Consider the following 24,406-nt stretch of genomic DNA (forward strand, 5'->3'; position numbering starts at 1 on the left):
ATCTAAATTAAATCTATGGGAGCCATGAAAAAACCGGTCAAAAACATACGCGCACCACACGGAACTGATCTGAATTGCAAAGGGTGGCACCAGGAGGCCGCCATGCGGATGCTGATGAATAATCTTGATCCGGATGTGGCCGAACGTCCCGACGAACTGATTGTTTATGGCGGGGGCGGAAAAGCGGCACGAAACTGGGAGAGTTATCGCAAAATCATCGAAACCCTGAAGAGGCTTGAAAATGATGAAACGCTGCTCATCCAGAGCGGAAAGCCTGTAGGTGTGTTCCGGACGCATGAGGAAGCTCCGCGGGTGCTTTTGGCAAATTCACATCTCGTGCCGCGGTGGGCCAACTGGGATGAGTTTCGAAAGCTTGACAAAATGGGGCTGACCATGTACGGCCAGATGACCGCCGGTTCCTGGATCTACATCGGCTCGCAGGGAATTGTGCAGGGCACATACGAAACGTTTGCAGAATGCGCACGACAGCATTTTGATGGATCAATGAAAGGAAAACTCGTAGTCACGGCCGGACTTGGCGGTATGGGCGGAGCACAGCCGCTGGCAGCGACAATGAACGGCGCAGCATTTTTAGGAATCGAAGTGGATGAAAGCCGGATCGACATGCGGATCAAAACCGGTTATTGCGACCTGAAATGTACCGATCTGGATGAAGCTCTCGAAAAAGTACTGGAAGCGAAAGAGAAAGGTGAAGCCCTTTCAGTTGGCCTGTTGGGCAATGTGGCTGAAATTCTGCCAAAACTCCTCGAACGGGATGTCAATCCTGATGTGCTTACCGATCAAACCTCTGCTCACGATCTCCAGCTCGGCTACATTCCCGCCGGGTATTCACTGGATGAAGCCGCCAAAAAACGGGAATCGAATCCGGATGAGTATCAAAAAGATGTACTCGATTCAATGGTCACGCATGTGGGAACCATGCTGAAAATGCAGGAACGCGGAGCTGTCACGTTTGATTACGGGAACAATATCCGCGGCCAGGTTGCTGATCACCGTGGAATGAAGGAGGCATTCGACTTTCCTGGTTTTGTACCCGCCTATATCCGCCCGCTTTTCTGCAAAGGTTCAGGTCCGTTTCGTTGGGCGGCACTCTCGGGTGATCCGAACGATATCGCCGTGACCGACAAAGCCCTGCTCGAAACCTTTCCTGAAAAAGAAGCGCTGCATCGGTGGATTCATCATGCACAGGAAAAAATTCATTTCCAGGGATTGCCGGCGCGAATCTGCTGGCTGGAATATGGCGAACGTGCCGAAATGGGGCTCAAATTCAACTGGCTGGTCAAAAAAGGGAAAGTGAAGGCTCCGATTGTGATCGGCCGTGATCACCTCGATACCGGATCAGTAGCCTCTCCCAACCGCGAAACCGAATCGATGAAAGACGGCTCTGATGCCATTGCCGACTGGCCGCTGCTCAACGCCATGCTCAATACCGCAAGCGGAGCGAGCTGGGTGAGCCTGCATCACGGAGGCGGAGTTGGAATCGGTTATTCCATCCACGCCGGAATGGTATGTGTAGCGGATGGCACCAAAATGGCCGATCGAAGATTGGAACGCGTACTGACGAACGATCCCGGCAGCGGAGTCATGCGTCACGCCGATGCGGGTTATGAACTGGCAGAGCAGATCGCAAGAGAACGGGGTATAGATTTGCCGATGATTACGTAACGCGGATCGCCGATCCGCTAAAATAGAAAAGAAGCACCCTCTCTTTTTAGTTGTTTAGAAAAAACTTCATAACAAGTTGTGATCAAATTTGTAGATGATACTGTCACTTCTATTAATCAGAGTTCACATCAAAAACAGGGAGTTCAATTTCAACGATTTCGCCTGAAACCCGTTGAACCTTTGCCCCCAAACCGATCAGCCACTTTACCAGCTTGCGCCGTTCGGTGTGCAGGTAAATTTTAAATGAACGGATTCCGCGGTCATATGCCAGCCGGTGAAGCTCATTCATCAGGATGGTTCCGATTCCCTGCCTTTGATATTCATCGAGTACCGTGATGGCCATTTCAGCCATCGATGGATTTTGCTTCAGGCGAATATATCGCGCCACTCCTATTCCCGGTTTTTCATTGTTATCAAGATCAATCGCCCCGATCGCAACATGGTTTTCCTGATCAACTTCCGTAAAATAACCCAGGTCGTGTTCACTCAGCTCATACAATGGACTGTGAAACCGGTAGTAAGTCGATTGCTGAGATAATCGTTTGATTCCGCTTCTAAAGTGATATTTATCATCAGGTGTAATGCCCCGAACGAGCAGACGCCTGCCATTATGAAGCGTAAAATAGCGGGGTGATATTTCTATGTTTGTATCATGAGCCATCCGGTTGTTATGATAGATAAAATTTTTAAAAATTGAAGTCTCAACCTGAATTTACTCTATCCAAAATGCAGGTAAGGTTTAAATCTTAACTTTATGTTCAAGTTTTGTATAATTTGAATTCAATTGAAGAGTAAAAATTGGTTAGAAGCTCTCCATATTCAATATTTTCAGCATTGAAAATGATAGTAGTATAAGATGATAGGCGTGCATTTACATTGTCGAAATTAATCCCGGATCTGTTTTATCGCTGATTTACGCTGTGTATATCGCGGAGTGTCGCTGAAATATTCTTAACCAAAAAAAGTATTAACTGCGAAAATCAGCGGATTAATCAGCGCTACTCTGCGTGAATAAAATAAAAGCCGTAAATACAATTAACCTTTAACCTTATTGGAACCAACGTTTTCGGCCGTTGTGATAAATTCATGATAAACAGTTGTACATTAAAGTATTGAAATCGAGGTAGCCGGCTCGATCAAATATAATTTCATAAGCGCTCATGCCCATACTCAAAAATATATCCACTTTATATACCTGCCGGGATGAGGGCGGGCAAGCTGAAGTCCATCCGATTCACAACGCAGCCATTGCATGGGAAGATGATGTGCTTTCATGGGTGGGAAAAGCGAGTGATCTTCCGGAAAAATTTAGCGGCCAGGAATTTCAGGATGCCGGCGGAAAGATCGTCGTACCTGGCCTTGTGGATTGTCATACTCACCTCTGTTTCGGTGGGTGGCGATCCGAAGAGTTTGAGATGCGGATCCTGGGAAAAAGTTATCTCGAGATTGCAAAAGCAGGGGGCGGAATTTTGTCCACCGTAAAACATACGCGGGAAAGATCGGAGGCGGACCTGTACAAGAAAGCTGCCGGATTACTGGATGAGATTATCTCAACCGGTGTAACTTCCATTGAGTGCAAAAGCGGCTATGGCCTTACGGTTGAGGATGAACTGAAACAGCTTCGGGTGTATAAACGTCTGGCTCAAAATTATCCGATCCACCTGAAAGCCTCCTTTCTTGGCGCTCACACCATCCCGCCGGAGTATAAGGATGATCGCGACGGATATATTGATCTCGTAATCAACGAGATGATTCCGGCTGTTGCCGAAGAGAATCTCGCTCAATTTTGCGATATTTTTGTTGAAGACTCAGCTTTTACCACCGAAGAGGCCCGGACTATTTTTGAAGCCGGCAATAAACATGGCCTCACCCCAAAACTGCATGCTGATCAGCTTTCATCCGGCGGCGGTGCGGAACTGGCGGCGGAGGTTGGTGCAATCAGCGCCGATCACCTGGAGCAGATTTCGGAAACCGGCATTGAAAAAATGGCTGAAGCAGGAGTGATTGGCGTCACGTTGCCAATCGCCTCACTCTACACACAACAGCCGTACCTGAACTGCCGGAAACTTGTGGATGGTGGTGTTCAGGTGGCCGTGGCTACAGACTTCAACCCGGGATCCGCTCCAAGTTATGATCTCCGCCTGGCACTGATGCTCACCTGCAACCACGGACGCCTCACCCCGGCCGAAGTTCTGAAAGGAGCAACCATATACGCCGCCAAAGCAATGGGTGTTGAAAATCAAACCGGATCAATCGAGCCGGGAAAATCCGCCGATTTTTTACTGCTTGATGAACCTTCCGTCAATTTCTGGCTTTATCATCACCGGCCCAACTTGCCTGACACCGTTTTTCTGAAAGGCAAACAACAATCATCAAACCAATAATAAAATTTTTTATGTCTGATAAAAGACTGCGAGAGTTTATCAAACCGGGAGATATTCAAACCGGATCGGTTTACCTGGTTCGGTTTCCGTCTGATGAGGGAGTGAGCCGAAACAGCGGGAGGCCCGGAGCATCGGAAGCGCCGGAACAGATTTTGCAGCAGCTCTTAAATCTCACACCGCATCCCGCCTATTTTGACAGGCATACAGCGTTCCTGAAAAATGTAAAGATTACCGATTCGGTGCCGTGCAGCGGCGATGTGGAAGCGGACCAGCAGGCACTCGGCCGAATCGTAAAAGAAATTTTCAGCAATCAATCCGTACCGGTTATACTTGGAGGCGGGCACGAAACATCATTCGGACATTTTCTTGGGTATGCTGGAGCAAAACTCCCGGTTTCGATTCTCAACATCGATGCGCATGCTGATGTTCGTCCGCTGAAAGATGGGCTGGCACATTCGGGCTCCCCTTTTCGTCATGCGCTAGAACATCCCTCCAATTACTGTGAGAGCTATTCTGTTTTTGGCCTCAATCCATCTTCCGTATCGGCTGAACATTTTCGTTATGTGAACCGGCACGGCAAAGCACTATTTGACAGGGATCTGAAACTGAAAGCCGTCAAAACCTACCTGGATCAGTATCAGCAGAACATGATTATGGCTACAATGGATATGGATGTTGTTCGCCAGGCAGATGCACCCGGGGTAAGCGCTCCAAATCCATCAGGCATCAGCAAAAAAAAATGGCTGGATATTGCCTTTGAACTCGGTAAATCTTCATCTGTTCGTTCGTTTGATCTGTGTGAAGTGAACCCCCGTTTCGACCGTGACCAACAAACCGTGAAGCTGGCAGCTCTCACCGTTTGGTACTTTCTGCTTGGTTTATCGTTTCGGTGATGAAACAATCTAATGTCTGTTTTTGACTCAGATTCATGGTGGTTGGCCAGGCTTAGAATTGTTTTTTCAAAATATAACACCAAACAATACTAATAGAGATTTTGGTAAGGATCATAGCTATATTTTTCATTCCGTTTTCAATATTCCCGAACCTTAACGCATAATCTTAGTCTGAGTGGCGCTTACCATCTTCTGGTTTATAGCCGGACTCACATTACTCATTTTTGGTGCTGAATTGCTTGTGCGGTCTTCATCAAGACTGGCCGCATCTGTTGGAATATCTAAACTTGTAATCGGGCTTACCGTAGTTGCTTTCGGGACAAGCGCCCCTGAACTGGCGGTTGGTATCGAAGCCGGGTTAAACGATCAGTCGGATATTTTACTGGGAAACGTTATCGGCAGCAATCTTACCAATACGCTTCTTATTCTTGGCTTATCAGCCCTGATCATCCCGCTAAAAGTTCACAAAAACCTGATTCGCTTCGACCTGCCGGTCATGATCGGCTCAACGATTTTGTTAATTTTTCTGGCGTACAACAATGTTCTCTCTACCTTTGAATGCCTGGTACTCATCTTTTTCCTGTTCGCTTACCTTGTTGCACTCGTTCGGTTTAGCGGAAAAACCGATTTTACCAAAAAGGAAACACTTCAAGCCGGTTCTCCGTGGCTGAATCTTCTGTTTACTGTAATTGGTCTTGTTATGCTCATCGCCGGGGCACGCTGGCTGGTGGAATCCGCAACCATTTTTGCTGAAATGGCCGGAGTAAGTGAACTGGTGATAGGCTTAACGGTTGTTGCTATCGGAACATCTTTGCCAGAGATTGTAACATCGGTCTTTGCAGCCTTGAAGGGAGAAAAAGACCTGGCTGTAGGGAGTATCGTAGGAAGTAATATATTGAATATTTTATCCGTAATTGGCATCTCCGGATTGTTCATCCCTGAAATCCCCGTACAGGAAGCATTAATCCGGGTAGATCTGATGGTGCTGCTTGGCATTTCAGTTCTCTGTTTGCCGTTTTTCTACAGCGGGAAAATCATTAACAGAACTGAGGGAGCCATTTTATTTACCTCTTATTTACTCTATCTCGCTTACCTCTACCTCGATTCAGTTCAAAGCAACCTCTTGGAAATATTCACTGACTTGATTTTTTATGCAGTGATTCCAGCAGTAACCATTTACGCTTTAGGTGCGGTTGTATTGGAGGTGTGGAGGAGGGGAAAGGTGAGAAGTGAAAAGTGAAAAAACAGCTGCAGTAATTTCACTTTTGTGATGTGTCATCGGATGAGTTTTTTCGAAAAATCGAGTCGCTCTGAATCAATATTTGATTCCTTCATGACTCAATTCATTCATGACTCATCCGATGACTGTTCATGGATATTAACTTTTGACACAGTGCCAGTCTAAATCCTACTTTTCGATGAGGATCCAGCCATCTTCGTTTACCATTTTTTTGGCGTATTTCCACTTCACTTCTTTGGTTTCGCCGCTGCCCATATTCTGAACTTTCACGTAATCGTTACGGCCCGGTTCATCTTCTACAGTAACCGGCTGGCGTTTTTCACCGGGGGCACGTTTCTGTTGCTGATCGCCGTTGCTATCCTGTCCGGCTCCGCGGAAGCCCATGTTTGTGGCGTCTGCCTGCTGGGCCCTGGCCCGTTCGAGGTCAATCCGGCTCTTGGATTTCTCTGCCTGCTGCATCTGCTCGGCACGATCTTGCTGCATTTCGGGAATGGCCTTCCAGATCACAGAAATTGTATCCCTGTTGATTTCTGAAATGAGGTTTTTAAACATCTCAAACGCTTCTTTCTTGTACTCCATGAGCGGATCTTTCTGCCCGTATGAACGCAGCCCGATACCCTCTTTTACGGTATCCAGTTCACGAAGGTGTTCCATCCATTTGTTATCAATAGTGCTGAGGATGGCGGTTCGTTCGAGGGAACGCGCAACTTCACGCCCTTCATTATTCGACGCTTTTTCCACGTCAACAATTACACGCATACGCCGAATACCATCAGAAAAAATCACCTGGATTTTGGTCGGTTTTTTCTCTGAATCAGATTCCTGAATCTGTTTCACAATCCGGTAAAGCGGTTCGGATACAAGTTTCTCTTTCTTTCGGTACACTTCATACGCCCGCTCCAGGATTAAATCGATCATACCGTCATCGCCAAGTATTCCCCATTTATCTCTGTCAAGCTCAAGGTCTACCGCAAGCTGACGAAGCACATCATCACGAATCTGTTCATAATTGCCCTGAAAATAGTGTTCTTCAACAATTTCCACGATCAGGTCTTCGATCATATCAAAAATATCGCTCTGCAGCTGATCCCCAATCAGGGCGTGTCGTCTTCTTGAGTAGACTACATTTCGCTGATTGCTGAGCACATCATCATATTCAAGCTGCTTTTTCCGGATACTGAAGTTGTTCTGCTCTACTTTTTTCTGAGCCCGCTCAAGAGACTTTGAAATCCAGGGATGCTGGATCACTTCACCTTCGTCAAAATTGAGCTTATCCATAATATTGGCGATCCGGTCTGATCCGCCAAACAGGTCCATCAACTCATCTTCGAGAGAGACGTAAAACTGAGTTTCACCGGGATCACCCTGGCGGCCTGCACGACCGCGAAGCTGGAGGTCAATTCGCCGGGATTCGTGACGCTCGGTACCCAGAATTGCAAGTCCGCCGGCTTCTTTAACTTCCGGTTTCAATTTAATATCTGTACCACGGCCCGCCATGTTGGTAGCCACCGTTACGGCACCGGGGCGCCCCGCTTCTGCCACAATTTCACTTTCACGCGCATGCTGCTTTGCGTTCAATACGTTGTGCGGAATTTTCTGACGCTTGAGCATCCGGCTGATCTTCTCCGATTCATCCACGCTTACCGTACCCACCAGAACCGGCTGGCCGTTTTCGTGGTACTCTTTAATCTTGTTGATGGTAGCGTTGAACTTCTCGCGTTTGGTCTTAAAAATCAGGTCGTCCTTATCATCCCGGATGATGGGGCGGTTGGTCGGAATTACGACGACATCCAGGTTATAGATTTCATTAAACTCACCCTCTTCCGTAGCCGCCGTACCGGTCATACCCGAAAGTTTATGATACATTCTGAAAAAATTCTGAAGGGTAATCGTAGCGTAAGTTTGTGTAGCGGCTTCCACCTTCACATTTTCCTTCGCTTCAATCGCCTGGTGGAGTCCGTCGGAGTAACGCCGGCCGGAAAGCACACGGCCGGTATGCTCATCCACAATCTGCACTTTACCATCCTGTACGATATACTCATCTTCACGCTCGAAAAGAGTATACGCTTTCAGAAGCTGGTTAATCGTGTGGATTCGTTCACTGCGTTCGGCAAACACGCGGTGGAGTTCGTTGAATTTTTTCTCACGCTCCTGCTGAACTTCCTGCTTCGCTTCCTCAATTTTCTTCTCTTTATACTCTTCGCTGAAATCGTCTTTCGCCTTTATTTCTTCAATACGCTCTTTTTCGAGTTCTTTAATCTCCTCTTCAAGCTCCGAAGTTTCCAGGCCAAGATCAGGGATAATAAAAAATTCTGTGTCTTCATCACCTTTTGTGAGAAATTCACGACCTTTTTCCGTCATTTCGATCGACTTCATCTTCATGTCAACCGCATAAAAAAGGTATTCATCCACAAACGGCATGTTTTTGGCGTTATCTGCCAGGTAGATTTTTTCCGTTTTTTGGAGGAGCTTCTGCATTTGCGGCTCCTGCATCATTTTTTTGAACTTCGCGTTCTTTGGGAATCCACGATACGCCCTGAAAAATGCCAGGCCGGCGTCATCGTAATTATCCTCTTTCAGATGTGCTTCCGCTTCATTTACCAATTGTGCCACGAGAGATTTCTGTGCATTCACCAGTGATTCTACACGTGGTTTCATCTCTTCAAACTTCTGTTGATCTCCGCCCTGCGGAATCGGACCTGAGATAATCAGCGGAGTTCTTGCCTCGTCAATAAGAATAGAATCAACCTCATCAATAATGGCAAAGTGATAGCCGCGCTGAACAAGCTGCTCTTCCTCGGCCACCATGTTATCACGCAGATAATCGAAACCGAATTCGTTGTTCGTACCGTATGTAATGTCTGCGCGGTACGCTTTTCTGCGTGGCTCTGAGTTGGGATCGTAATGATCCACGCAATCCACGGTGAGTCCATGGAAATTAAAAATCGGCTCATTCCATTCAGCATCCCGTTTAGCGAGGTAGGTGTTTACTGTAACCACATGTACTCCGCGACCTGCGAGTGCATTCAGATAGGCTGGAAAAATAGCGGCAAGGGTTTTACCTTCACCCGTTTTCATTTCGGCAATGGCACCCTGGTGCATAGCAATAGCGCCAACAAGCTGAACATCGTAGGGAACCATATCCCACTCAATTTCGGTGCCTGCGACATCCCATTTTTTCCCGACAAAACGACGGCAGGTGTCTTTCAGAACGGCGAATGCTTCCGGCATAATCTCTTCGAACACCTCTTCGAGGATCTCAAGCCACTCCTCTTTCAATTCTTTTAGCCTGTCAGCCAGCTCCCTTCGCTCTTCGAAGGTGATCGATTCGTCATTTGAATCCATTTTTCGTTTCACTTCGGCAATCTGCTCATCCACCTCCGCGGTCTCATCTGCTATTTTCTGGCGAAAGGATTCCGTTTTTTGCTTGAGTTCATCATCACTCAAGGCTTTAATATCATCTTCGAAACTCTTGATTTCATCTACAATCGGCCAGATCTTTTTCAGATCGCGTTCGCTTTTGGTTCCAAATATAGATGTAAGAAACTTGGATATTTGATCTAACATGAAGGGAATTACTGCATTAAAAGTTTAGTCTAACAATGTAAGGCTTCAGCGGTGCCTGTTCAACAGTCCGGGTCATTCTTTTGTGCAATTATCATACCACGGTTATAAACCCTGACAATCTAACGATACAAACCGGGATTCATTGAATGCAGGCGCAGGATATTTTACCAAATAAATTCATTAGATTTTTACGGAAATCTTCGTATTTTTCGGGTCTATCAAAAAACTGATTTTATATTTTTGAATACAACACCAGGTTATGAAACGCACATATCAACCCAGTAAACGGAAGAGATCAAATAAACATGGATTTCGCAAGAGAATGAAATCCAAAAACGGACGTGATGTTCTGAAACGCCGGCGTGCCAAAGGCCGACATAAGCTTACAGTTAGTGACGCAGGAAAAGGCGCGAAATAGAGTAAGGATCCATCAGAATCCTGACCGTACCCTGCCCCGCTCAAAAATTTTGCGGGGCAAGCTAAATTTCCAGCGTCTTTTTGAGCGCTCCTCTGTCATAAAACAGTCTCCCCTTTTGTGCCGGTATCGCATCGACTCCAATATAGACTCAAGGTCGATGTTCGGATTTATCGCTCCTAAAAAAGTTTTCAGGCGGGCCGTAGATCGTAACCGCACGAAGCGACTTTTACGAGAGGCTTTCCGCTTAAACCAGCACCTGCTGCCTGAATCTGTCAGGAATAATAAAATCGGCTTTCATGCAGTATTTATCGCAACCGGCAATAATCTCTCCTTTTCTGATACCGAGAAACGGATGATCTCCATTTTAAATGAAATTTCACGAAGGTTAACGTCCGGCAGCACCTCTGAATCAGACAATAACCCACAAAAAACAGATTAGATTTGGACAGAAACACCATAACCGGGCTCTTACTGATTTTCTTGATTACCATTGCCTGGGCTTTTTACACGATGCCAAGCGAAGAAGACCTCGAGCGGCAGCGTGCAGAGCAAGCCCGGCAGGATAGTATTGCCGCAGCACAAGCCCAGGAACGCGGAGTTGACGAACTCCCCCCTCCCGACGAACCGCGCGAAACCGACCCTTTTACCGATCAGGTGGAGGATGAGGAAGAGGAACCTGCCGAGCTTGGCGCTTTTGAGAGTGCCGGGATAGCCGATACAGTGCGAACCATCGTTCGAACGCCTCTCTATGAAATTGAACTGACTAATCTTGGTGCAGGCCCATCCAAGCACACGCTGCTTGGACACAAAACCTGGGATCAGCACCAGATGCAGATGATTCGGGATACCACCCGGTCTACATATTCTCTCGGGTTTTTGTCATTCCAGAATTACAACATTGAAACGCAGGATCTCCTTTTTGAGCCGCTCTTTGATCATTCAGAGATTGAGCTCGATCTTGAAGAATCGGAACAGCTGAGTTACCAGCTGCAGCTCGATGAGAATTCGAGAATTGTTTTTACCTATACATTTTATGCGGATCGTTACCAGTATGACCTGGATATCCGCTTTGATGACATGATGGACTACATCAGCGACAGTAATGTCGATTTTATGTGGACATCGCCTCTAAATCTCTCTGAACGAGACATTGCCCAGGATGCCCAGAACTCAGCTGCATATGTTTATGCAGGTGGCGAACTTGAAAAATTTCAGCTTACGGAGACCGGCACCCGCGAACAATTTATAAACGGCACGATCGACTGGGTCACCACTCGTACACGTTTTTTCGGGCAGTATATCAAACCCACAGCCAATTCCAACGCAGCCATTTTACGTGGTGAAATTATCGGGACACCGGGTCAGCCCGACGCCATCCATCACTATCAAGCCGGTGTTACCTCAAACATTGCGACGGACAACACGCTTACCTACGAATTTTATTCCGGGCCGCTGCGCTATTACGACCTGCGTGAATTTGATTCAAGCGCATACGATGTGATTGAAATCGGGTACGCGCTGATTCGCTGGTTTGCCGATCCGATTGTGCGCTTCCTGGTTATTCCATTCTTCGGCTTTGGAAGTCTGTTTATTGCCAATTACGGCGTATTGATTATTCTTTTTGGTGTGATTGTAAAGCTCGTTCTCTTTCCCCTCACCCAGAAAAGTTTTAAAAGTATGGCGGCGATGAAAGAACTTCAGCCGCAAATGCAGGAGATAAAAGAGAAATACAAAGATGATCCCCAAAAGCAGCAGAAGGAGACGATTGCGCTTTATAAAAAAGCCGGTGTAAATCCGCTGGGTGGATGTTTACCAATGCTCCTGCAGTTCCCGATCCTTATCACGCTATTTTTCTTCTTCCAGAACTCGATGCTGATCCGGCAGGAGCCATTCCTGTGGGCAGACGATTTGTCTGCGCCGGATTATATCATCAATCTGCCATTCAGCATTCCGTTTTTGGGTGACCAGATTGCAGGTTTTGTACTGCTTATGACAGCCGCCATGTTTGTTCAAACCAAAGTAATGGGTGGAATTGGCGGCATGGGTGGAGGTTCATCACCAGCTGGTGCGCCTAATATGAAGGCATTTACCTATATCCTTCCATTTATTCTGCTCTTTGTATTTAATAACTTTGCAGCGGGACTAAGTCTCTATTACCTCGTTTACAATGTGCTTTCTGTTGCTCAGCAGGCGATTATCAAAAAGCAAATTGATCCGCCGGAGGTAAATACCTCAGGGAAAAAAGGATCTAAACGAAAAGGAAAGAAAAAGAGTAAGAAGTAATTTCTTTTAAGAACCAGTGATAGAAAAGGGGATTCAACATTTTGAATCCCCTTTTTTTATTTTTCCAAACATGCACACATTTTCCTGTACACATTTCCCGCAGATCCGGTTCAGTAACGGAGATAAGTTTCTTTATAATTCCATACTGAAAACACGGTTCAAGAATCGACCGGAGGAGCGCGTGAGGCTTCGTTATGTGGAATATCTTCTTAACGAGGCGGGATTCAGCAAAAACCGCATCGCTTTTGAAGCCCCGGTTGAAATCCGTCAATCGGAACAAATGCTCCGGGCCGATCTCCTTCTCTATAACCGGAAAATGGAACCGTTTGCGCTGATTGAGTGTAAATCAGAAAAAATTAAACTATCGGAGAAAGCGGCGGAACAGATCGCCCGGTATAACCAGAACTTCCGGGCTCCCTACCTGATGATCACCAACGGAACCGAATCACTCTGGTTTCATCACACCGAAAGTGAAATTAAGCCGATCGAATCACCAATCAATGGCGGTAACACAGCTGATATTACGCGCAATTCTGTTTATTGGGCCGACCGCGGATTTATAGCACCCGATTCCGCTCCGATCACCCGGCAGCTTGCCGAAACAGTTTTGAACAGCATAATTACAACGGCTGATCCGAAATCGATTCATTATCTGGATATTCCAGCCGGAATCACTCCGTTCCCTGCAAACCACTACTACCGGGTGTATCCTGCAAAATCAACCATGAAAGTCGCGGTTTCACTACTCAATAATGGGCTTGGTGATACACTCCTGACCTCACTGCTCAATCATAACGGGAAAACACGATCTATACTATGGATGCAGCTGGACGACCTCATTGAATCGAAAGATCAAACCTACATGCTTTTGACAGAAAATGGTCCACAGCAGAAACCACTGCCGGATCATTTTCGGAATCCATTGAAAAACAGAGATGAAAATTTCATGAAAAATTTGGCGAAAGAGCTTCTAAATTTTTTTGATTAAACCCATCATCTGCTAACTTCACTTCACTACTAATATAAATTTAATCCACGACTGATCATGCCGGCACAACTTCACAGAAAAAAACTACTCTCACTTTTTGATGAATCCCAGGAAGGTGCGGTATATATAAAAGGCGGTGAGTTAATGTACCGCTACCAGACCGACTATGAGTTTCCTTTCCGGCAGGAGAGCAATTTCTGGTATCTGACCGGCGTGGATGAACCCGATTACCACATGATTCTGGACCTGAAAACCCAGACCTATCACCTCTTTGCGCCAAAACGGGATGCACAGTTCGCAGTTTGGCACGGCCACGTAAAAACGATGGATGATATTAAAACCCTGTATGAGCCTGACGAACTGCATTTTGAAAATAAACTTCTCTCAGTGCTGAAGGATATCAATCCATCAACCATTTACTGCCTGAACGAAGAGCAGGCGGAGTTCCTGGAAGATCTCGATCGAAATTTCAGCGTAGATACGGAATCGCTCGTTGATGCGATAACATACTGCCGTTCGATTAAAACTGATGATGAACTGAATATGCTTCGCGAATCAGCATCCATCAACAATATATCCCACCGAAAAGTGATGGAATCTGTGAAGCCGGGAATGTATGAGTACGAACTGAAAGCAATTTTTGATTTCCATCAGCAATCGCGCGGTCTGCTTTTTGATGCGTATAACGGGATTCATGCAGCGGGCCGAAATAGCTCCGTTCTTCATTATACTGACTGTGACAGCCGCCTGAACAACGGTGATCTCTACCTGATTGACGCCGGTTTTGAGTATGAAGGGTATGCCTCTGACGTCACCCGAACCTACCCGTGCAACGGCCGATTCACCGGGGATCAGGCTAAAGTGTATCAAACCGTTCTGAATGCGCTGAACGAAGTGATTAAAGCGACAAAGCCCGGTGTAAAAATGGAAGATCTGCACATGATGTCTGCTGAAATCATTATCCGCGGACTGAAAGATATGGGGCTTGTGAAAGGGAGTGTGGAAGACCTGATGGAGAACGATATTTTCGCTCTCTTTTTCCCGCACGGACTTGGCCATTTTCTTGGGCTCGACACCCACGATGTTGGCGGATATCCCAAAGGAGTAGAACGAATCGACCGGCCCGGAATCCGGTTCCTTCGTGCACGGCGCGAACTGCAAACCGGTATGGTGATCACCGTGGAACCCGGCCTCTACTTTATCCCCGCTTTACTAAAACCGGCATTTGAGGATGAGGAAAAATCAAAATTCCTTAACCAGTCAAAGCTTGAAGCTTTTTTCGATTTTGGCGGTGTTCGGATTGAAGACAACCTGGTCATCACAGAGGATGGCTACGAAAATCTGACCGACGTACCTAAAGAAATCAAAGAAATTGAGGATCTGATTAAAGGATAAATAGTCTGATTTTTTAACTTTTGATATTAACTGGCGGACCGCATCTGCAGCCCGCCAGATTTCATTCTATTCACAACTCGGGCATATTTTGCTCAGCAGCGGATCTGTCGGGCAACCGTTCATATCCCCGGATTTTACCTGGTCAACCACCTCATCCCCGTGCTTTTTCCGGGCTTCGGCTTCGAGTTCAGCCACGGATTTTTCAGAGTTCACGGTCTTTTCGGCCGCCTTACCGAATCCTATTCGCTTTGCTGATCCGTTCTTCTCCTCAGCTTTACCTGCCGGTTTGCCAAACCCTTTCCGCGTTCCCCGTTTATTTACATTCGAGGTGTATTTCTCGCCTTTAATCACTTTATCCACAAAACAGTAGTAGGTTGATTTCAGCCTCTTTTTCCATGCGTAGATATAGATTTTTTCCATCTCGCTGCGGTACCGCTCATCCAGGTAGATCGATTTTGACACCGCCTGATCAATTGATTCCTGGAATGCTGCGGCGATATCAATCTGCCGGTTTGGGTGAATTTCATAGGCCGATTTATAGAGATCCTTATCGATTTTTCCATCCAGCTCGCGGATCGGCTGTATTGAACCGTTGTTGGCTTTGATCTCGTTCGCCATTTCTTCACTCCACAATCCTTTCGCTTCAAGATCACGAACCAGTTGCTGGTTGATCACAATATGCTTTCCGGAGAGTGTATCACGGGAATAGACATTGCTGAAATAGCTATCGATGGATGACGTGGTTCCGGCGATGATCGAAATGGTAGCCGTTGGCGCAATCGCCAGCAGCACCGCATTTCGGCGGGGCTTGTAGTCATACGATTTGCCGGCTGCTTTCATCTCATCATAATGAGCAAATGCGCCCCGCTCTTCCGCCAGTTTTTCAGACTGATCGTAGGCAATCTTTTTAGTAAACGCCCCCAGTTGCCGGGCGGCCATCACCGCTTCTTCCGAATCGTACGATATGCCGAGTTGAACCAGTGCCTCAGCAAATCCCATCACGCCAATACCAAGTGGGCGAAGGTCGGTGGTGTTTCGCTTCGATTCTTCGGATGGATAGAAATTTTTATCGAGGATCGTATCCAGCCCGGTTACCATCAGCCTGACAGACTCTTCCAGTTTATCCCAATCAAAACCCGAACTATCCTGTTTGATGTGTTTCGAAAGGTTGATCGATGCCAGCGTACACACAGCGGTGGAATCCGGCCGGTTGGGGATGGAGATCTCCGTGCAGAGATTTGAACTGTTAATGACGCTGTACTCCGGGCAGGGATTTGTATCGTTATGGCGATCTTTAAACGTAAGCCACGGATGGCCCGTTTTAGCCAGTTTAAAGAGGTATTTTTTGAAAAATGTACGGCTCTCCACTTTTTTAAACTGAACCAGTTCTCCATCTTCAGCCTGCTGAATGCGTTGTTCATATTTTTCTCGAAACTCATCTCCGCAGGCGTCCACCAACTCCGGACATTCGCCCGGATCAAACAGGTAGATCGGTTCATCCTGTTCAATTCTCCGCATCATCTCATCGGGCATCCAGAGTTTTGTATTGAGTGACGGCGTTCGGAAATAAGCGTTACCGGTGGTTTCGCGCAGATCGAGAAATCCATCGATATCGAGGTGCCACGGCTGCATCGACACAACCTGCGAGCTCCGGCGGCGGCCGCCCTGCTGGATAGAGTTGACAAGCGTATCAAACACTTTCAGAAACGGGATCACGCCGGATGACTTTGCATTCAGTGATCGGATCATCGACCCGGTGGATCGTATTCGGGTTACATCTGTCCCCACTCCGCCGGCATATTTCGCCAGGAATGCGGTTTCACGGGCTTTGTCCATGATCGATTCAAGCGAATCATCCACCACGCTCACGTAACAGGAGGAGTATTGCGAAACCGGGGTGCCGGAGTTAAAAAGCGTAGGTGTGGAGTGAAGGTATTCCAGGCGCGATAGTTTGTTGTACATTTTGATCACCTCTTCGTTGGATGATCCGATGCCCATCGCCACACGCATAAAAAACCACTGTGGTTTTTCAATGGTCTGATTGTCCCGGTTTTTTGCGAGATATCGATCCTTTAGCGTTGTGAGGCCAAAATAACCGAACTCGTGATCTCTGTCGTGATCGATCGCGGAACTCAGCAGTTCAATATCAAACTCTTTGAGTTCTTCACTGATGAGGTTCTGACCGATTGAGTGATCCAGGTAGCTGCTGAACGAATCCAGCCTTCGTTCGATATCGGTGTGAATCAATTTCAGAAGCTGACGGGTGGCCAGCGTATCGTAGATGGGATGGCGCGGAATGAGCTGCTCGATCGCCTTCAGCACAAGCTGATCCAATTCTTCGGATGAGACCCGTTCCGGCACTTTCAGGTCCAGTTCCTTCATAATCAGGAAAACCAGCTCGTAGTCATCTTCCACCTCAAGCCCCTGGATGATATTAAAAATTGCGTTGATAATTTTCTGTGTCTGGAAAGGCTCTTCCTTACCGTTTCGTTTAATGACCGTTCGTTTCATTTTGTTGGATATATTTTGTTTGGATTATGAATGAGTTGTTAGAGGGAAAAGTGAAAGGGCAAAAGTGAGAAGAAAAGTCCCTTACCCCCCGAGGGACGTGCCTTTGGCAAAAGGGGTGTCCAATAAAATCTTTCCAGATCTTGAAAAACATCCCCCTAAATCCCCCTTTAATAAGGGGGGACTTTTCACCTTTCACATTTGCCTTTTCACTTCTCGCCTCAGCCCTAATAATTTGTATACTCTGTCGAGGAGACCTCAAAGAAATTGATCAGTTTTTTCACGTCCTCTTTTTGCAGAAACCGGAGCGGATTCTCGGTGATATGAAACTCAGGCTCAAACCCAAGCTCCTGGAGCCTGCGATCGGTGATATATTTCAGGTAGCGCTCCAGCTCACCGAACGAGATTCCCAGGATGGTGTGATCTCCGAATTTGTGCTCTACATATTCGATTTCGAGTTCGGCGCCTTCCAGGATCAGATCCCGGATTTCGTTCACAAACGCCTCATCTTCTGTGATTTCCGGGTTTTCGTCCAGCATGATCAGGATCGCTTCAATTCCGTTCTGCAGGTGAAGGGATTCATCAATCAGCACCAACTCCACTCCGGAAACCACATTATTCATTTTCCCCATATCCTTGAGGGCGAAAAAATGGGCAAATGAGGAATAGAAAAAGATTCCTTCCATCACGATGTTGTTCAGCAGTATCGCTTTCAGTATCTGTTTCTGACCGGCAATTGTATCCGGATCGATCCCGTCCTGGCTGATTTTATCGATTGCATCCACAATCAGCGACTGCTTCTTGCGGAGAATCGGATCTTCAAACGCCACTTCATACATCTTGTCGCGATCCATGCCGAAGGATTGCAGCACAATTTCAAAAAAATCACTGTGGATATTTTCCATGAAGAGTTGTGTACTGAAACTCATTTTTGCGTGGGGATCGGTAAGCAGCGGGAAAAAGGTGTTCACCAACACGTTTTGCACCAGCAGTTCGGAAGAGCAAAAATATCCCACGGCAGTATCGAACAGATCTTTTTCATTCTCTGAAAGAGATTGGTAATCGAGAGCATCCTGCTGGATGTTCAGCTCTTCGGGAAACCAGATCGCTTTTTTCTGTTTTTCGTACAGCTCTTTGAAAATCGGGTAGGATGGATCTTCCGTGAGCTTGATGTTCTCTCGCACAGAGGTTTTGCCGGTTAATTTCATAAGTCTTCGTCTATTTTAATCAATTAGGCGGGCGCTAAAATAGAACAGGAGAAAAGTTAATCCGGGCGGGCTGATTCTACGAATACGGATACAGGACAGCCACAAAACGGGTTCATGATCTTTTCAACTGCACCTTAACTCCCGAAGGTTTGTTTACTTGATCTAAGGCAGGTCTCCTGGCTCATTGGAATCTTCGGTCCGCCTTCCCGCTTATTTTTGGGCTTAAGCAGTGGCACCGGGCCGAAGTCGTCAATTTACAGTTGCGGGTACAGCTCCCGTTTTTCACGGGATTCCCTTTTCATTCCGAAGCCGCACAATTGCCGGCACCGAAACACCTTATCTCACACGTATAACTTGATGAAAATTAAGTCGCTAAACAATCTTACTTTTCCACAAAATGGCGAAGTTGTCCACAATATTCAGGAGAAATAGGAAATTTCAGAGATCGAAAAAGCAGAAACCTACCGTTTGTGTTTCCTGAGATTGGTAAATATCAGTGATTCTCAACCAAGATTTTGCCCCCAGACGCTGACGATGAACCGCATTCATATGCTATGTTTTGGCCCTCGTGATGTAACTATGTTATAAGTGATAGCCATTATTCGGACAAATTTAATCAATCACCAAAATGATGAGGAAATTGAACGGTCTCATAGCCCTGGCGTTCATTTTTGTGATAAGCGCTCTTGTTCTTTCCTCGTGTTATACACAGGTGAAACCCTCGGTTTCCAAATTTAGTAATCCTGCCTATCCTCCACTGCCAGACCGTATTTTGCAGCTTGCCCCTGAGAACTCCGACCTTATCCAACTTGGAATAGAAAAAGAAAAAACTTTGAAAGATATTGCAATGAGGCTGGAATGGGAGGGATTTTCCATCTGCCATATCGATGAGGAGATTCAGACACTTGCCGCTCAGCAGCGATTCAGGAATGAACGGTTTACGCTGCAAATCAACCTTATTAAGTCAGGTGATATTTTAGAAGGCATTATCATCTGGAGTCCCCCACGGTCATTTCCACATCCTATGTCACCCAGAAAAAGTAACCCACAACGCTGGCACAAAGCTTATCGTGATAGAAATCTCTCGTCAAAGAATGCCAAAGCATTTGCAATTGGAACCTTTCACCTGCTGCACATTCCGCATCATTCCCTTACATTTGAATCAGGATATCAGCTAAACGTTGGCACCGCTGGTTTTTGCAGGTAATGCAAGATCATCGTTTATTACACAGATCAAGCTTTATCTATTCTTGCATCGCTTTCTTATATTTGGACGAAACAAATCGTTACGCGATCGATAAACCCATATCAGCTTATTTACCTAACTGAGATCGACCGGAACGGACAGAACATTTTTAGCCATATTTCATGTACCAGCAATTTCATATCAACATCCAGTATAAATCACGCGAACGCCGAATTCTGAATGCCGTGCTTGCGCTGGCTACAGGTGTACTGACGCTCATCTATCCCAGCTTTCTCTACCTGATTGCCGGCGGATACCTGATTGCTCTCGGTTTGATGTTTCTCTATTTTAAAATTCCTGCTATTATCGCCGCTTTCCCCATTCTTTTCGGTGCACTGATTTTTGCCATGCCCGACCTGATTCCGATCTCATTTGCCGCATTTCTCGGGCTTTTTGGCTTGCTGCTGCTGCTGAGTTTCGGATTTATGTTTATGGGGGTTCTTACCCTCATTTTAGCAGCGCTGATCTTGTCAAATCCTGATTCTGTCGCTTATTTAATTGCCGCATTTCTCCTGCTCTACGGTTTTTCAAACCTGATCAAGCTTTTCCAAAAAAAGAGCGGCGGCGGGCAAAATCCAAACAAGGGACCTGAACCCTTAAAACCCAGGGACAGGGAAGAAATTGTGATCGATGATTAATGTCGCCTTTTTGGTAAGCTATTCAGATTGTGTCAGCGGATGAGTCATCCATAAATCATTATTGATCCAGCGTGACTCGAATTTTTGAAGAACTCATCTGATGACGGTACGACATTTTATCGATCGCGCTACGCCAATGTCATGTAATTGATGTAGTTACGGATATGTTGGATGAGAATCTTCACCAGAGAAATTCGCTTCATCTGGTGAATTGTCCGGCCTTCACATTATTCATTGTATACCAGTATAAATTAACCTTTAGCCCTCTACACTCATCCGATGACGAGAAGTCATCGGATGAGGATATTTTTAAGCCCATAAATCAGCATTGAGATGACACTAATCTGAAACGTTTGCTCAGTTCAAATCATCCAGCAGCTCACGGGCCTCTTCCAGCTTACGGGGATCATCCATCGTCCGGGGCTCCATCTCAATAATTTTTTCGAGAACCTCTTTGGCTTTCTCATCCTCTCCCACTTCCAGGTAATATCGGGCGAGATCGAGACGAATGAGGATATGGTTATCATCAAGGTCAACAGCTTTCAAAAGATACTCCTCTGCTTTCTCATTACTTGCATCCGGTATCCCTCCGGATATAAATCTCGCAGCGATTCGTTCTGTCCGGCCGACATTTGCCACATCCCGGTGCCAGACACCCCAAAAGTGCCACACAGGAGCATAATCCGGTATTAACTCGGCAGCTTTTTCGATCACATCCCGAATTTCATGTGCTGTGCGGATCCGGTCACGGTTTCCCATAACATCGGTCATCCGCCCTTTTGCTACCGCATAGGCATAATGGGAAAAACCTTCATCCGGATGATGTTCAACTGCTTTTTCCGCAAGTTCCAGTGCCTTGTTATACTTTTGTTCCTGTTCTGACTCATCTTCCAGTCGAAATCCTGCTCTCGCATAGAGAAGACTGGCATTCCAGAGCGCATCAAAGTTTTCAGGATCCTGCTCCAGTACTCTTTCATACAATTCGAGAGCTTCAGGCTCATTACCGCTGTCAAACTTCTCTTTTGCCTCTTCATTCCACTCTTCTACAGAACTACTTTGTGCAATGGCTGCGGAATGGATCACAAAAAGAAGACACACCAAACAGTAAAATATCTGTTGAATTTTCATGGGATGGAACCTTGATTTTTAATTTAACGGCAGTTGACATCAGCCTCATTCTGTTGACATAACAGAATATACGCCAAATCCGTTGATCTTTATCGTAGGGTATGAACGTTTAACTCACAAATGCCAGCTATCCGGATTGATACGGAGGTTGCGCAATACGCCGAAATTCTCTTATTTCCATCAGAAACTCAATCGCTGGAATTTCGATTTCACTCAATCTTCTTGTCTTGCCATCAAGTATAGTTGCTGCACTTTCACTCCTTCTTTTTTTCATCGGATACCGATACTATTCGCGGTTTTTGGCAGAGAAAATCTATCAGCTCGACCCTGACTACATGACTCCGGCTCACCGGTTTAATGATGGTGTTGACTATGTTCCGGCCAATAAATTTGTGCTGCTGGGGCACCATTTCACATCCATTGCGGGTGCGGCTCCCATTGTAGGGCCGGCCATCGCGGTTTACTGGGGCTGGCTGCCGGCGATGCTCTGGGTGGTATTCGGAACCCTCTTTGCCGCCGGCGTGCACGATTTCGGAACGATGGTACTTTCGGTCAGGAACAGGGGCCAATCCGTTGGGATTTTGGCGGATAAGCTGGTGGGGCACCGCGCTAAGCTGCTCTTTCTCTTTATCATTCTGATCCTGGTGTTGATGGTAAACGCCGTGTTTGCCTGGGTGATCTCCAGCCTCTTTATCAGTTTTCCATCGAGTGTGCTCTCCATTTTCATTCAGATTCCTCTTGCTATCTGGATCGGTTTCCGGGCCTACCGAAAAACCGGCAGCATGGTGATACCCTCAGTCATCGTTCTGGTTGTGATGTACGCCACTGCCGTTATCGCCAGCTACGTGCCGCTGCTGCAGATCGACCTGGTCAGCTATTTTGGCGGCGAGGAAGCAACGTCATGGTTTGGTTTGTCGGCCACCGAGTGGGCTTTTCTTACCTGGATCATCATCCTGATGACCTATGTCTATTTTGCCTCCACACTGCCGGTATGGATGCTGCTGCAGCCGCGCGATCTGATCAACGCGTACCAGCTTATTTTTGGCCTGGTTATTCTATACCTGGCGTTGTTCATCACCAGCCCCGAAATTACGGCCCCCGCCACAAATCCCAACACCGGTGATGTGAGCTGGTTTCCACTGCTCTTTATTACCATCGCCTGCGGGGCGATATCCGGGTTTCACGGACTGGTCTCCTCAGGTACTACGGCCAAACAGCTCGACAAAGAGACTGATGCACGATTCGTTGGATACCTGGGAGCCATCGGGGAAGGATCGCTGGCGCTGATCACCATTGTGGCGATCGTCACCTATTTTAATACCACCGGTGAGTTCCTGGAACACTATCACTCCTTTGAAGCTGCCGGGGCAACCGGACTCGCCATTTTTGTTGAAGGCGCCGCGTACCTCGCAACAGGGTTGATGATTCCGCTCCAGGCTGCAGAAACGATTATTGCCGTGATCGTCATCAGTTTTGCCGCCACCACGCTCGATACCTCCGTTCGCCTGATGCGCTACATTATCAACGAACTGGGAGAGGAGTACTCCATCAAACCGCTGAAGCAGATGCATCCATCCACCATGATAGCGGTTGGTTTGAGTGCGGCTCTTGTTTTGCTGCCTGAGGGACCCCGCGGGCTTGGCTCGGGGGGATATCTCCTTTGGCCGCTTTTCGGCACTTCCAACCAGCTATTGGCGGGAATCAGTTTGTTGCTTGTCACCATCTGGCTGAAAAGAAAAGGGCGCAGCATCATATACACGCTGATCCCGATGCTCTTTGTGCTGTTTATGACCCTATGGGCGATGACCGAGCAGGTGGTGTTTCAGTGGTCGGGCTACGGAGAGGCGGACGCCAACCTGCTGCTCTTCAGCTTCGGGGCGCTTATTCTTGGATTTACAATCTGGATCTTTTTGGAGGCGATAAACTTATTCAGAAAAGAGAGCCAGCAGAACTCATAGCCCACATCTGCTCCCCCGAGCTTGTTTTGATTGCCTACGTCATCAAAACTGTACTTCCCCATCCGTGGAGGGTAGAAATCCCTGACCTACCGGCCACACTTGGTCCCGGTTTTATGGAAATGAGACACCTTCCAAGCGATTTCCGCAGGCAAAGCAGAGGTGGTGCGACCAAGCTTTAACTTGCTTATGATTTTCGAGCACCGTTCGGGAAGCTCGTCAATTACACTTCTCCCCTTCATGCAGCATGCTTTTCCCTGGAGGAACTGGAGGAAGGGGAAAATGAGAGGAGTGCGGCCCCAACTTACTCCTTCACCGCAAACGACACCAGCGTATCCAGGTCTACGATTTCCAGTGTTTTTTCATGAGTCGCTTCCAGTTTTACTTTCGGCGCTTTTCCAGCCCGATACGCCTCCAGCCATCTGGGAGCACATAAACACCAGCGATCACCCGGTTTTAATCCCGGGAAATTCCACTGTGGCTTTGGCGTTGACAGGTCATTACCTTTCGATTTAGAAAATTCCAGAAACTCTTCTGTCATTACCGCACATACGGTATGAATACCGTGATCCTGCGGACCCGTATTGCAGCATCCATCGCGATAAAAACCGGTCATCGGGTCTTCGCTGCAGGCGATCAGTTTGGTGCCAAAAATGTTTTTCTCAGGTTCCATAGGCTATTTCTTAGTCTGTCAATTTCATTATAAAAATTCGAAGAAGTATTTCTTCAAAGATGATCTGTTATACCAACATAATCAATTATCCTTTGGAAGAGTTGCCTGTCGACGTAATTCAGACGAACGTTGTCGCACTACTGACTCGTTACACTATTTCGCAAAGATCCGTAATTCAGAATCAAAGCAATTATTC

18 protein-coding genes and 1 riboswitch are annotated in these 24,406 nt (G+C 46.8%); of the genes, 12 read left to right on the forward strand and 6 right to left on the reverse strand.

Annotation, left to right across the window (positions count from 1 at the left end; all coding sequences use genetic code 11):
• Positions 1-24: 24 nt before the first annotated feature.
• Entirely contained in the window at positions 25-1,686 is a 1,662-nt protein-coding gene (gene hutU / locus DYD21_RS02375) for a urocanate hydratase (protein ID WP_116033422.1), read from the forward strand.
• Positions 1,687-1,798: 112 nt separating this feature from the next.
• Here hutU and DYD21_RS02380 read toward each other — a convergent pair whose 3' ends face one another.
• Positions 1,799-2,347 carry a GNAT family N-acetyltransferase gene (locus DYD21_RS02380; protein ID WP_116031688.1) on the reverse strand — a complete coding sequence of 183 codons (549 nt, stop codon included), beginning with the start codon at positions 2,345-2,347 and terminating at the stop codon, positions 1,799-1,801.
• A 499-nt stretch (positions 2,348-2,846) separates the two neighbouring features.
• Here DYD21_RS02380 and hutI point away from each other — a divergent pair, with 499 nt between their 5' ends.
• From hutI to DYD21_RS02395, 3 genes are all read left to right on the forward strand, one after another.
• On the forward strand, positions 2,847-4,070 hold the full coding sequence (hutI, locus tag DYD21_RS02385) for an imidazolonepropionase (protein ID WP_116031692.1): 1,224 nt from the start codon (positions 2,847-2,849) through the stop codon (positions 4,068-4,070).
• A gap of 11 nt (positions 4,071-4,081) precedes the next feature.
• Positions 4,082-4,963 (forward strand): formimidoylglutamase, encoded by an 882-nt coding sequence (locus DYD21_RS02390; protein ID WP_116031696.1) that lies wholly within the window; start codon positions 4,082-4,084, stop codon positions 4,961-4,963.
• Between the two features lie 175 nt (positions 4,964-5,138).
• Positions 5,139-6,203 carry a calcium/sodium antiporter gene (locus tag DYD21_RS02395; RefSeq protein ID WP_116031700.1) on the forward strand — a complete coding sequence of 355 codons (1,065 nt, stop codon included), beginning with the start codon at positions 5,139-5,141 and terminating at the stop codon, positions 6,201-6,203.
• Between the two features lie 168 nt (positions 6,204-6,371).
• Here the strand turns inward: DYD21_RS02395 and secA are convergent, their stop codons facing one another.
• Positions 6,372-9,758, reverse strand: coding sequence for a preprotein translocase subunit SecA (gene secA, locus DYD21_RS02400; RefSeq protein WP_116033425.1), 3,387 nt, complete (start codon positions 9,756-9,758; stop codon positions 6,372-6,374).
• A gap of 271 nt (positions 9,759-10,029) precedes the next feature.
• On the opposite strand from secA, the gene rpmH reads away from it, so the two are divergent.
• The 5 genes from rpmH (at position 10,030) to DYD21_RS02425 (ending at position 14,854) form a co-directional block, all read left to right on the forward strand.
• Positions 10,030-10,188, forward strand: coding sequence for a 50S ribosomal protein L34 (gene rpmH, locus DYD21_RS02405; RefSeq protein WP_116031703.1), 159 nt, complete (start codon positions 10,030-10,032; stop codon positions 10,186-10,188).
• Positions 10,163-10,627 (forward strand): ribonuclease P protein component, encoded by a 465-nt coding sequence (rnpA, locus tag DYD21_RS02410; protein WP_233505463.1) that lies wholly within the window; start codon positions 10,163-10,165, stop codon positions 10,625-10,627. Before rpmH ends, rnpA begins: the two co-directional genes overlap by 26 nt.
• Positions 10,628-10,629: 2 nt before the next feature.
• Complete coding sequence (yidC, locus tag DYD21_RS02415) at positions 10,630-12,471, forward strand: membrane protein insertase YidC (protein WP_116031711.1); 1,842 nt, start codon at positions 10,630-10,632, stop codon at positions 12,469-12,471.
• 70 nt (positions 12,472-12,541) lie between these two features.
• On the forward strand, positions 12,542-13,459 hold the full coding sequence (locus DYD21_RS02420; RefSeq protein ID WP_116031715.1) for a type I restriction enzyme HsdR N-terminal domain-containing protein: 918 nt from the start codon (positions 12,542-12,544) through the stop codon (positions 13,457-13,459).
• Between the two features lie 57 nt (positions 13,460-13,516).
• Complete coding sequence (locus tag DYD21_RS02425) at positions 13,517-14,854, forward strand: aminopeptidase P family protein (protein WP_116031719.1); 1,338 nt, start codon at positions 13,517-13,519, stop codon at positions 14,852-14,854.
• A 66-nt stretch (positions 14,855-14,920) separates the two neighbouring features.
• Here DYD21_RS02425 and DYD21_RS02430 read toward each other — a convergent pair whose 3' ends face one another.
• Positions 14,921-17,365: a ribonucleoside-diphosphate reductase subunit alpha gene (locus tag DYD21_RS02430; protein ID WP_116031723.1), complete on the reverse strand. Its 2,445-nt coding sequence runs from the start codon at positions 17,363-17,365 to the stop codon at positions 14,921-14,923.
• A 224-nt stretch (positions 17,366-17,589) separates the two neighbouring features.
• Positions 17,590-18,570, reverse strand: coding sequence for a ribonucleotide-diphosphate reductase subunit beta (locus tag DYD21_RS02435; protein WP_116031726.1), 981 nt, complete (start codon positions 18,568-18,570; stop codon positions 17,590-17,592).
• A 148-nt stretch (positions 18,571-18,718) separates the two neighbouring features.
• Positions 18,719-18,924: riboswitch (cobalamin riboswitch) on the reverse strand.
• Between the two features lie 274 nt (positions 18,925-19,198).
• On the opposite strand from DYD21_RS02435, the gene DYD21_RS02440 reads away from it, so the two are divergent.
• Together DYD21_RS02440 and DYD21_RS02445 are read left to right on the forward strand one after the other, a co-directional pair.
• Positions 19,199-19,777, forward strand: coding sequence for a hypothetical protein (locus DYD21_RS02440; protein WP_116031729.1), 579 nt, complete (start codon positions 19,199-19,201; stop codon positions 19,775-19,777).
• Positions 19,778-19,938: 161 nt separating this feature from the next.
• Positions 19,939-20,454, forward strand: coding sequence for a hypothetical protein (locus tag DYD21_RS02445; protein WP_116031733.1), 516 nt, complete (start codon positions 19,939-19,941; stop codon positions 20,452-20,454).
• A gap of 357 nt (positions 20,455-20,811) precedes the next feature.
• On the opposite strand, the gene DYD21_RS02450 is transcribed toward DYD21_RS02445, so the two are convergent.
• Positions 20,812-21,582: a lipopolysaccharide assembly protein LapB gene (locus DYD21_RS02450; protein ID WP_116031737.1), complete on the reverse strand. Its 771-nt coding sequence runs from the start codon at positions 21,580-21,582 to the stop codon at positions 20,812-20,814.
• Between the two features lie 227 nt (positions 21,583-21,809).
• Here DYD21_RS02450 and DYD21_RS02455 point away from each other — a divergent pair, with 227 nt between their 5' ends.
• Positions 21,810-23,540 carry a carbon starvation protein A gene (locus DYD21_RS02455; protein WP_116031741.1) on the forward strand — a complete coding sequence of 577 codons (1,731 nt, stop codon included), beginning with the start codon at positions 21,810-21,812 and terminating at the stop codon, positions 23,538-23,540.
• A gap of 301 nt (positions 23,541-23,841) precedes the next feature.
• Here DYD21_RS02455 and DYD21_RS02460 read toward each other — a convergent pair whose 3' ends face one another.
• Positions 23,842-24,210, reverse strand: coding sequence for a DUF2237 family protein (locus tag DYD21_RS02460; protein ID WP_116031744.1), 369 nt, complete (start codon positions 24,208-24,210; stop codon positions 23,842-23,844).
• Positions 24,211-24,406: the final 196 nt, after the last annotated feature.

Origin of the sequence: Rhodohalobacter sp. SW132 (genome assembly GCF_003390325.1) — a bacterium.
GTDB lineage: Bacteria > Bacteroidota > Rhodothermia > Balneolales > Balneolaceae > SW132.